Genomic DNA, 8,787 nt, shown 5'->3' on the forward strand with positions numbered 1-8,787 from the left:
GGCGAATCTTCCGCAGATCCCGCTGCAGCCCCAACCGCATGACGTCAATCGCCAAAGCCGTCCTCACACTGGAGATGCAACGCTGAAGAAGCTCAATAAAATGCATGCGCATTCACTTGGGGAGTGATCTTGCGACTCGCGGGAATCTCAACATCAATTGGCTCTGTTGCGCCTGGTCAAAGGGAACTCGTGAACGTCCCACACAGCGGAACGATTACCGGTCGAGTCACATGAATCACCGGTAATTCGTCGTTTCGGGGGCCTTTCCTTCGTGTGGGGCTTCGGAGCGACCGGGGGCGCCCTACGACCGCCACGGGGGCCCTCGGTGGACTGGTTGCGGTCGACGAAGCGGCACGCGGCGTCACCCGCCCCATCTACGCGTACGCCGTCCTCGCCAACTCCCTCTTCCGGCTCGGCGTGTTCATCCTCTACCGCGTTACTGGCCCCGGTCGGCATTCCCGAGATCACCGCGGTGCCCGTGGGCAACGTGCTGGACGAGACGGTGCCGTCGCGCCATCGGGCGGGCCCGCTGTCCGTGATCGCCTCATGGAGTCGGTGCTCATCGGCACCGGCTATCGTCCTCGGCACGCTCATGGACGGACTGGGCTCCAGTGCGGGCATGGCCGCCTACGCCGCCGTACCGCTGCTGGCGTGTCTGCTGTGGCTCCCGGTGCTTATGCGTGGCGCGTCGGTGACCACGGAGATCGAGACACTCGCCGAACGCTGAACACGATCGCCCCGCCCTGAGCCGCGCCCGCTTCCCTGGTCGCTGATACTGAGGAAATGGGCAAACTAGGGCGATACGCCCCAGCGAGCCGACAGGGTGACCGCGTGCCCCCGCAGGGCGGGGCGCCGGAAGCCGCCCCGAAGGCCCGGCACCCTTCGGCCGGCCGACGCGTGCTGTCGTGGCGGAAGCCGCGCAGCGTCGCCGGTCAGGTCTTCCTGCTCCAGTTGGTCGTGGTCCTGCTGCTGATCGCCACGGCTGTGGCGGCCCTCGTGATCCAGGACCGCAACCGCGCGCTCCAGGAGGCCAAGGACCGGTCACTGGTGACGGCCGAGGCCTTCGCGAACGCCCGGGGCACCGCGGAGGCGATGGAGAGCGACGACCCGACGGCCGAGCTCCAGCCGCACGCCGAGGCGGTGCGCAAGAAGACCGGTGTCGACTACGTCGTGGCGCTGAGCCCGTACGGCTTCCGATGGACCCACCCGGACAAGGACCAGATCGGGAAACACGTCTCCACCTCCTACGGCAAGGCGCTCGAAGGCAAGCCCCACCAGACCACCTTCGACAGCAGCCTGGGGAAGGCGGTCGACTCGACGGTGGCCGTCTTCAACGACAAGGGCACCGCCGTCGGCCTCGTCACCGTGGGGGTCACGGTCGACAAGGTGACCGGTGTGGTGCAGGAGCAGCTGCCGGTGATCTTCGCCGCCGGCGGTGTCGCACTGCTGCTGGCCGCGGGCGGATCGGCGCTGGTCAGCGGGCGTCTGCGGCGGCAGACCCGGGGGCTCGGGCCGATCGAGATGACCCGTATGTACGAGCACCACGACGCCGTGCTGCACGCGGTCCGGGAGGGTGTGCTCATCCTCGACGGCGACGGAAGGCTGCTGCTGGCCAACGACGAGGCGCGGCGGCTGCTGGCCCTGCCCCCGGACGCCGAGGGCAGGCCGGTCAGCGAACTCGGTCTGAGCCCGGCCCTTGTCGACCTGCTGGAATCGGGCCGGGCCGTCACCGATGAGGTTATCCTGGCCGGTGACACCCTGCTCGCGGTCAATGTGCGACCGGTGGGCCCGCGCGCGGGCTGCGTGGCCACCCTGCGGGACACCACCGAGCTCCGCGCGCTCGCCGGCCGCGCGGACGTGGCGGGCGGGCGTCTGCAACTGCTCTACGAGGCCGGCACCCGGATCGGCACCACCCTCGACATCGGGCGCACCGCCGAGGAGCTGACCGAGGTGACCGTGCCACGCTTCGCCGACTTCGCCACCGTCGAGCTGGTGAAGTCCGTTCTGCACGGCGACGAACCCACGGGGGTGAGCACGGAGATGCGCCGCGTCGCGGTCGCCGGCATCCGGGACGACCCGCCCTTCCGCCCTGTCGGGACGCTGATCCGCTACCGACCCGGCAACCCCGTCACCACCGGCGTCACCACCGGCCGGCCGGTCCTGGTGGCCGACCTCGCCGCGGCCGACGGTTGGCGGGCCCAGGACCCTGAGCAGGCGGGGCGCTTCATCGCCTACGGGATGCACTCCATGATCGCCGTGCCGCTCCGCGCCCGGGGACAGCTGCTGGGCGTCGTGCAGTTCTGGCGTTCGGAGCAGGACCCCTTCGAGGCCGACGACGTGTCCCCCGCGGAGGAGCTCGCCACCCGGGCCGCCGTGTGCATCGACAATGCGCGCCGCTACACCCGGGAGCACACCACGGCCGTCACCCTGCAGCGCAGCCTGCTGCCGGGCACGTTTCCCGAGCTGTCCGCCCTGGAGGTCGGGCACCGGTATCTGCCCGCGCAGGCCGGGGTGGGCGGTGACTGGTACGACGTCATCCCCCTCCCCGGGGCCCGGGTGGCCCTCGTGGTGGGCGACGTCGTCGGACACGGCCTCCACGCCGCCGCCACCATGGGCCGTCTGAGGACCGCCGTGCACAACTTCGCCGCGCTGGACCTGCCGCCGGACGAACTCCTCGCGCACCTGGACGACCTCATCACCCGGATCGACCATGACGCGGCGGTCGAGGGCGACACCGAGGCCGTCGCCGGGGCCACCTGCCTGTACGCGGTCTACGACCCGGTCCCCGGGCTGTGCGTCGTCGCCCGGGCCGGTCACCCCGGACCGGCGCTCGTCTCGCCCGACGGCTTCGTGACCTTCCCCGACATCCCTCCCGCCCCGCCGCTCGGCGTGGGGGCGGGGCTGCCCGTCGAGACCGTCGAGCTCCGGCTGGCCGCCGGCAGCCGGCTGGTCCTGTACACCGACGGCCTGGTCGAGGCCCGGGACCGTGACATCGACGTCGGGCTCGGCATGCTGCGGGAGGCGCTGGCCGCCACGCACGGCGCCAGTCTGGACGACACGTGCCAGGCGGTGCTCGACGCGATGCTGCGCACCAGGCCGAGCGACGACGTCGCCCTGCTCGTCGCGCGAACCCGGCTCCTCGCCCCCGACCAGGTCGCGGAGTGGGACGTGCCCAGCGACCCCGCCGCCGTCCCCCGGATCCGTGCGGAGGCCGGACACAGGCTGGAGTCCTGGGGGCTGGGCGAGGCGGCCTTCACCACCGAGCTGATCCTCAGCGAGCTCGTGACGAACGCCATCCGGTACGGCCGGAGCCCCATCGGTCTGCGGCTGCTGCGCGATCACGACGGCCTGATCTGCGAGGTCGCCGACGGCACCAGCACCTCCCCGCACCTGCGCCGGGCCACCTTCACCGACGAGGGGGGCCGCGGTCTGTTCCTCGTCGCGCAGATGTCCCGCCGCTGGGGGACCCGGTACACCGACCGGGGCAAGATCATCTGGGCCGAGCTGGGCCTCGACGGTGAGGCCAGCGGGGACCTGAGCGGACTCCTCGACCTGTGACGCGGCAGGGGACCGCCCTGCCCCGGTCAGGGGCTCTCGTGGACCGTGAGGTACGGGATCTTGGCCGGGTCCCGGCCGAAGGCGGCCCCGAGATAGACGGCCGACAGTTTGGCGAGCGTCCCGTCGTCGATCAGCTGTCGGATGACCCGGTCCAGTTCGGCCCGGTTGGGTGAGCCCATCGGGTACAGGGCGCCGTAGCCCTGGTCGGTCCGGTACTGGCCCACCAGGCTCACCCTGCTGCCCTCCTTCTGGGCGTACGGCAGCAGGATGGTCGTGTCGTGGACGACCGCGTCGATCCGCCCGTCCTCCAGTGCCCTGATCATCTCCGGGTCGTTGGCGTAGGCCTTGACGGGCTCGACCGGCTTGATGCGGTCCTCCACGAACTGCTCGCCCGTGGTGCCCTCGGCCACCCCGATGCGCACGTCGCTGATGTTGTCCTCGTCGATCCGCTCGCCCTCCCTGATCAGCAGCCCGAGGCTGGAGGAGAGGTACGGCGGGGAGAACTTGGCGACCTTGCTGCGCTCCGGAGTGATCGTGATCTGCGCCAGGGCCAGGTCGAAGTCCTTGGTCCGGCCGGACACGACCTCCGGGAAGGGGGCGTTCTCGACCGCGACCCGGTCGAGTCCGGACCGGTAGGCGATGTTGGCGGCCATGCAGTACTCGTAGCCGCTCCTGACGGACTGCGGCGTGTCACCGTTCCACCAGCCCGGCGCGGGCAGGGTCGTCTTGACCGTGAGCGCCCCGGCCGTCTCGGGGGTCAGGTGGAACTCCCCGCGCCGCCCCGAGACATCGCAGTCGCCGTAGCGGACCTTCGACGACCGCGATCCGTCCTGGTCGCATGCCGAGGTCGCGGCGATGATCGCCCCGCTGACAGCCAGAGAGACGATCGCGACCGCGGCGCGCATCATTGCACCTCCGGTAGGGGCAAACTGCTTGATTCACCATAAATCACACAGGGCCGTACGGTGGCCGGAGCCGCCGGAGCCGCCGGAGCCGCCGGAGCCGCCGGAGCCGCCGGAGCCGCCGGAGCCGCCGGAGCCGCCGGAGCGCCGACGCCCGTGGGTGCCGCGAGCAAGCCGAGGCCCCCCGCGTCCGGTGACGGACGCGGGGGGCCGGGGCCTCGATGGTGCTGGGGGGAGAGCTCAGGGGGCCCCGGGGGCGTCGACCTCTTCGCGGGCGGGGGCCGGAGTCGTGGCGGACTCGCCCTCCTCCAGCCGTACGTCCTTCGTCTCCTTGCCCACCAGCAGGGCGATCAGCGTCAGCACCGCCATCGAGGAGAGGTAGACGCCGACGAGCCACGGCGAACCGTCGCCCGCCTCCCACAGGGCCACCGCGATGAACGGGGCCACCGCGGCGCCGAGGATCGAACTGACGTTGTACGAGATGCCGGACCCGGTGTAGCGCATGCTCGTCGGGAACAGCTCCGGCAGCAGCGCGCCCATCGGGCCGAACGTCATGCCCATCAGGGTGAAGCCCAGCACCAGCCACAGCACCACGCCGAGCGTGCCCAGGCCGATCAGCGGCACCCACACCAGCCCGAAGACGACGATCGCCGCGGTGACCCAGGCCAGGGTGGTGCGGCGGCCGTAGCGGTCGGCGAGCGGGCCGGAGACCAGGGTGAACACCGCGAAGAACAGCACACCGAAGATCATCATCAGGACGAAGGTGGTGTAGCTGTAGCCCAGTCCGGGCACGGCGGCGTCCGTCGCGGTCCGGCCGTAGCTCAGCGAGAACGTGGTCATCAGGTAGAAGAGCACGTACGTCGCCAGCATGAAGAAGGTGCCGAGGATCAGCTGCTTCCCGTGCGTGCGGACCACGGCCGCCAGCGGCAGCTTGCGCACCAGCCCGGCCTCCCGGGTCTTCGCGAACACCGGCGACTCGACCAGGCGCATCCGCACCCACAGGCCGATCGCCACCATCACGGCCGAGAAGAGGAACGGCACCCGCCATCCCCAGCTCAGGAAGGCGTCCGAAGGCTGGGACGGGTCGGCGCCCGCGGCGGACGGCATCAGCGCGCCCATGATCAGGAACAGGCCGTTGCCGATGATGAAGCCGAGCGGCGCGCCCAGCTGCGGGAACGTGCCGAACAGGGCCCGTTTTCCGCTCGGGGCGTTCTCGGTGGCGACCAGGGCCGCGCCGCTCCACTCGCCGCCGAGCGCGAAGCCCTGCGCCAGCCGCATCAGCACCAGCAGGGCGGTGGCGACCCAGCCGGCCTGCGCGTAGGTGGGCAGCACGCCGATCAGGAAGGTGGCGATGCCCATGGTGAGCAGCGAGGTCACCAGCGTGCCCTTGCGGCCGAGTCGGTCACCGAGGTGCCCGAAGACGATGGCGCCGATCGGGCGCGCGACCATGGCGGCGCCGAACACCGCGAACGACGACAGTAGGGCTGTCGTCGGGTCGCTGCTGGGGAAGAAGAGCTTCGGGAACACCAGGACGGCCGCGGTCGCGTAGATGTAGAAGTCGTAGAACTCGATCGTCGTCCCGATGAGGCTGGCGACGAGGACACGGGACCGCGAGTTGACGGGGGTCCCGGGGGGACTGCTGGTGGGTGCGGACATCTCTCGGTCTTTCCAGGGGGGAACGGGCGCGGCGGCGCGTGCCGACGGGCCCGCACGGCGGCACCCGTCCCCCGTCACGGAGATGGGTGCACAGTGCAGGTAGATCGAACACTCTCAGACATCTCATGCATCAGGAAGCTCATCTCGTCAGGTGAGACGACGGTGAGGCTCCCGTGCCCGCGGGGACGGCCGCGTGGCTCCGCTAAAACACGTGGCACGGCCCGGTCCGCCGTCCCTACACTCACCGCAGGACGCCGCCCGCGACGGGCGGCGCCGTCACGACCGACGACGAGGGGAGACAGGCCGTGCGTGCTCACGCCGCCACCGCCGCTCCCCGTCCCCGGTCCCGCCGGACCGAGGTGATCCTGGTGTCCCCGGCCGCCCGGTGCCCGCTGCGCGCCCGGCACCGGACCCCGTGACGCACGTCTGAACCAGCGCCCGCCCGCCAGGGGCTGCGCTGCCGTGCGCCGGGACATCGCGCCGCCCTCTTTCCGGACCATCCGAAAGGCCACCGGCCGTGCGCACGCACACCCACACCCTCGCCGCCGTCCGCAACCTCGGCATCCTCGCCCACGTCGACGCCGGCAAGACCACCGTCACCGAGCGGATCCTGTACGCCACCGGCACCACCCACAAGCGGGGCGAGGTCCACGACGGCACCACCGTCACCGACTTCGACCCGCAGGAGCGCGACCGGGGCATCACCATCTTCGCCGCGGCCGTGAGCTGCGACTGGGACGGGCACCGCGTCAACCTCATCGACACCCCCGGGCACGTCGACTTCGCCGACGAGGTCGAGCGGGCGCTGCGCGTGCTGGACGGCGCGGTCGCCGTGTTCGACGCCGTCGCGGGCGTCGAGCCGCAGAGCGAGTCGGTGTGGCGGCAGGCGGACCGGCACGGCGTGCCGAGGATCGCCTTCGTCAACAAGCTGGACCGCGCGGGCGCGGACCTCGACCGGGCGGTGGCGTCGATCCGGGAACGGCTGCACCCGGTGCCGCTTGCCGTGCAGCTGCCGATCGGCACCGAGGACGGCTTCCGCGGGGTCGTCGACCTCGTACGGATGCGGGCGCTGGTCTGGGCCGACGACGGCACCCGTACGGTCGGGGACGTACCGCGGGACCTGCGCGAGGAGGCCCTGCGGCGCCGGCGCCTGCTGGAGGAGGCCGTGGCCGAGCGGCACGCCGAGGCGCTGGAGGAGTTCTGCGCCCGGGGGACCGTGTCGCCCGGGACCCTGACGGCCGCCCTGCGGGAGATCACCCGCACCGGGGAGGGCGTCGTCGTGCTCTGCGGCTCGGCGTACCGCAACCGCGGTGTGGAGCCGTTGCTCGACGCGGTGGTGGCGTATCTGCCGTCGCCGCTCGGCGTACCGCCGGTCCACGACACGCGGGACACGGACGAGGAGCGGCCCGCCGACCCGGCGGCGCCCTTCGCCGGGCTGGCGTTCAAGGTGAGCGCCACGCCGACCGGCCGGCTGACCTACGTACGGGTGTATTCGGGAACGATCGGGAAGGGGGACACCGTGCTGGACACGACTGCCGGGCGCACCGAGCGGATCGGGCGGATCCTGCGGGTGCAGGCCGACCGGCACGCCCAGGTCGACCAGGCGGTCGCCGGGGACATCGTCGCGGTCGTCGGCCTGAAGTCGGCTCGCGCGGGCTCCACGCTGTGCGCGCCGCACGCGCCCCTCGTCCTGGAACCGCCGGGTGTGGCCGACCCGGTGATGTCGGTCGCCGTGGAGGCACGCAGGTCCACCGACACGGACCGGCTGGCCGCCACGCTGGCCCGGCTGGCAGAGGAGGACCCGTCGCTGGTGGTGCGCACCGACGCGGAGACCGGGCAGACACTGCTGTCCGGGAGGGGCGAACTGCATCTGGAGGTCGCGGTGGAGAGGATCAGGCGCGAGAGCGGCCTGGACGTCGCCGTCGGGCGGCCGAGGGTGTCGTACCGCGAGACCGTCGGCAGTGGCGTGCGCGGCTTCGTCCACCGCCACGTCAAACAGGACGGCGGTGCGGGCCAGTTCGCGCACGTCGTGCTCGACGTCGAGCCGCTGGAGGCCGGGTCCGGCTTCGAGTTCCGCTCGGCCGTGGTCGGCGGCCGGGTGCCGCAGGAGTACGTCCGTGCCGTGGAGGCCGGCTGCCGGGACGCCCTCGGCGAGGGGCCGCTCGGCGGGCACCGGGTGACCGGGGTGCGCGTCACCCTCACCGACGGGGCGACGCATGTGAAGGACTCGTCCGACACCGCGTTCCGCACCGCGGGCCGCCTCGGCCTGCGCGACGCCCTGCGCTCCTGCGTGATGGTGCTGCTGGAGCCGGTCGCCGAGGTGACGGTCACCGTGCCGGAGGACGCCGTCGGCACCGTGCTCGGCGACCTGGCGGCACGCCGCGGCCGCGTCTCGGGCTCGGTCACCCGGGCGGGCGCGGCGGTCGTCACGGCGACGGTGCCGCTCGCCGAACTGTTCGGCTACGCGACCCGGTTGCGCAGCCGCACCCAGGGCCGCGGCACCTTCACCACCCGCCCCACGGGCTACGCCCCGGCCCCGGCGGCGACGGGCACCCGGTGAGCGAGGGGGGGGCCCCCCCCGGGGCGGGGGGGGGGGCCCGGGGCGGCGGCGGGGGGGGGGGGGGCGACACCCCACCCCCCCCCCCCCCCCCCCCCCCCCCGCCGGGGGCGG

Annotated in this window: 5 protein-coding genes and 1 pseudogene; 4 read left to right on the top strand and 2 right to left on the bottom strand. The window is 72.4% G+C overall.

Annotated features, from left to right (window positions below):
• The 3 genes and pseudogenes from ACFRAC_RS19580 to ACFRAC_RS19590 form a co-directional block, all read left to right on the top strand.
• A pseudogene (locus ACFRAC_RS19580) lies at positions 1–86 on the top strand (IS5/IS1182 family transposase); the annotation flags it as partial.
• 506 nt (positions 87–592) lie between these two features.
• Positions 593–727, top strand: coding sequence for a hypothetical protein (locus tag ACFRAC_RS19585; RefSeq protein ID WP_382925230.1), 135 nt, complete (start codon positions 593–595; stop codon positions 725–727).
• A 104-nt stretch (positions 728–831) separates the two neighbouring features.
• Positions 832–3,558 (top strand): SpoIIE family protein phosphatase, encoded by a 2,727-nt coding sequence (locus ACFRAC_RS19590; protein WP_382925232.1) that lies wholly within the window; start codon positions 832–834, stop codon positions 3,556–3,558.
• Positions 3,559–3,584: 26 nt separating this feature from the next.
• On the opposite strand, the gene ACFRAC_RS19595 is transcribed toward ACFRAC_RS19590, so the two are convergent.
• Both ACFRAC_RS19595 and ACFRAC_RS19600 read right to left on the bottom strand, forming a co-directional pair.
• The gene (locus ACFRAC_RS19595; protein WP_382925234.1) at positions 3,585–4,463 is read right to left on the bottom strand and encodes an ABC transporter substrate-binding protein; all 879 of its coding nucleotides are present in this window, start codon (positions 4,461–4,463) and stop codon (positions 3,585–3,587) included.
• Positions 4,464–4,700: 237 nt separating this feature from the next.
• Positions 4,701–6,116, bottom strand: a complete 1,416-nt coding sequence (locus tag ACFRAC_RS19600; RefSeq protein ID WP_382925235.1) for an MFS transporter — start codon at positions 6,114–6,116, stop codon at positions 4,701–4,703.
• Positions 6,117–6,633: 517 nt separating this feature from the next.
• Between ACFRAC_RS19600 and fusA the strand changes: the two genes are divergently transcribed.
• Entirely contained in the window at positions 6,634–8,676 is a 2,043-nt protein-coding gene (fusA, locus tag ACFRAC_RS19605) for an elongation factor G (RefSeq protein ID WP_382925237.1), read from the top strand.
• The last annotated feature ends 111 nt before the right edge of the window (positions 8,677–8,787 follow it).

This window comes from Streptomyces sp. NPDC056628, from assembly GCF_042792555.1.
Classification (GTDB): Bacteria; Actinomycetota; Actinomycetes; order Streptomycetales; family Streptomycetaceae; genus Streptomyces.

Coding starts and splice junctions, on each gene's coding strand:
- ACFRAC_RS19595 (WP_382925234.1), bottom strand. CDS start 4,463: ATGCGCGCCGCGGTCGCGATCGTCTCTCTGGCTGTCAGCGGGGCGATC.
- ACFRAC_RS19600 (WP_382925235.1), bottom strand. CDS start 6,116: ATGTCCGCACCCACCAGCAGTCCCCCCGGGACCCCCGTCAACTCGCGG.
- ACFRAC_RS19585 (WP_382925230.1), top strand. CDS start 593: ATGGACGGACTGGGCTCCAGTGCGGGCATGGCCGCCTACGCCGCCGTA.